The following is a 1,594-nucleotide window of genomic DNA, read 5'->3' as shown; positions in this document are numbered from 1 at the left end:
ACGTTACTTTCACTGGTAACGGATCAGGCTAAGGTAAAATTTGTGAGTTCTCTTAGTTGAGAAATTCGAATTTTCGGCGAATGTCGTCTTCACAGTATAACCAGATTGCTTGGGGTTATATGGTCAAGTGAAGAAGCGCATACGGTGGATGCCTTGGCAGTCAGAGGCGATGAAAGACGTGGTAGCCTGCGAAAAGCTTCGGGGAGTCGGCAAACAGACTTTGATCCGGAGATGTCTGAATGGGGGAACCCAGCCATCATAAGATGGTTATCTTGTACTGAATACATAGGTGCAAGAGGCGAACCAGGGGAACTGAAACATCTAAGTACCCTGAGGAAAAGAAATCAACCGAGATTCCCTTAGTAGTGGCGAGCGAACGGGGACTAGCCCTTAAGTGGCTTTGAGATTAGCGGAACGCTCTGGAAAGTGCGGCCATAGTGGGTGATAGCCCTGTACGCGAAAATCTCTTAGTCATGAAATCGAGTAGGACGGAGCACGAGAAACTTTGTCTGAATATGGGGGGACCATCCTCCAAGGCTAAATACTACTGACTGACCGATAGTGAACTAGTACCGTGAGGGAAAGGCGAAAAGAACCCCGGAGAGGGGAGTGAAATAGATCCTGAAACCGTATGCGTACAAGCAGTGGGAGCCCACTTTGTTGGGTGACTGCGTACCTTTTGTATAATGGGTCAGCGACTTATTTTCAGTGGCGAGCTTAACCGAATAGGGGAGGCGTAGCGAAAGCGAGTCTTAATAGGGCGTCTAGTCGCTGGGAATAGACCCGAAACCGGGCGATCTATCCATGGGCAGGTTGAAGGTTAGGTAACACTGACTGGAGGACCGAACCGACTACCGTTGAAAAGTTAGCGGATGACCTGTGGATCGGAGTGAAAGGCTAATCAAGCTCGGAGATAGCTGGTTCTCCTCGAAAGCTATTTAGGTAGCGCCTCATGTATCACTGTAGGGGGTAGAGCACTGTTTCGGCTAGGGGGTCATCCCGACTTACCAAACCGATGCAAACTCCGAATACCTACAAGTGCCGAGCATGGGAGACACACGGCGGGTGCTAACGTCCGTCGTGAAAAGGGAAACAACCCAGACCGTCAGCTAAGGTCCCAAAGTTATGGTTAAGTGGGAAACGATGTGGGAAGGCTTAGACAGCTAGGAGGTTGGCTTAGAAGCAGCCACCCTTTAAAGAAAGCGTAATAGCTCACTAGTCGAGTCGGCCTGCGCGGAAGATGTAACGGGGCTCAAACCATACACCGAAGCTACGGGTATCACCTTCGGGTGATGCGGTAGAGGAGCGTTCTGTAAGCCTGTGAAGGTGAGTTGAGAAGCTTGCTGGAGGTATCAGAAGTGCGAATGCTGACATGAGTAACGACAATGGGTGTGAAAAACACCCACGCCGAAAGACCAAGGTTTCCTGCGCAACGTTAATCGACGCAGGGTTAGTCGGTCCCTAAGGCGAGGCTGAAAAGCGTAGTCGATGGAAAACAGGTTAATATTCCTGTACTTCTGGTTATTGCGATGGAGGGACGGAGAAGGCTAGGCCAGCTTGGCGTTGGTTGTCCAAGTTTAAGGTGGTAGGCTGA

1 rRNA gene (only partly in view) is annotated in these 1,594 nt (G+C 50.3%); it reads left to right on the top strand.

From position 1 onward, the window contains the following. The first annotated feature begins 121 nt into the window (after positions 1–121). A 23S ribosomal RNA gene (locus AC1Q8Q_RS32040) occupies positions 122–1,594 on the top strand (it continues 1,460 nt past the right edge of the window).

This window comes from Pseudomonas sp. GW823-FHT06B06 (genome assembly GCF_058795195.1).
The sequence above is the reverse complement of the archived record's forward strand: the minus strand, read 5'-3'. Positions and strand labels throughout refer to the sequence as shown.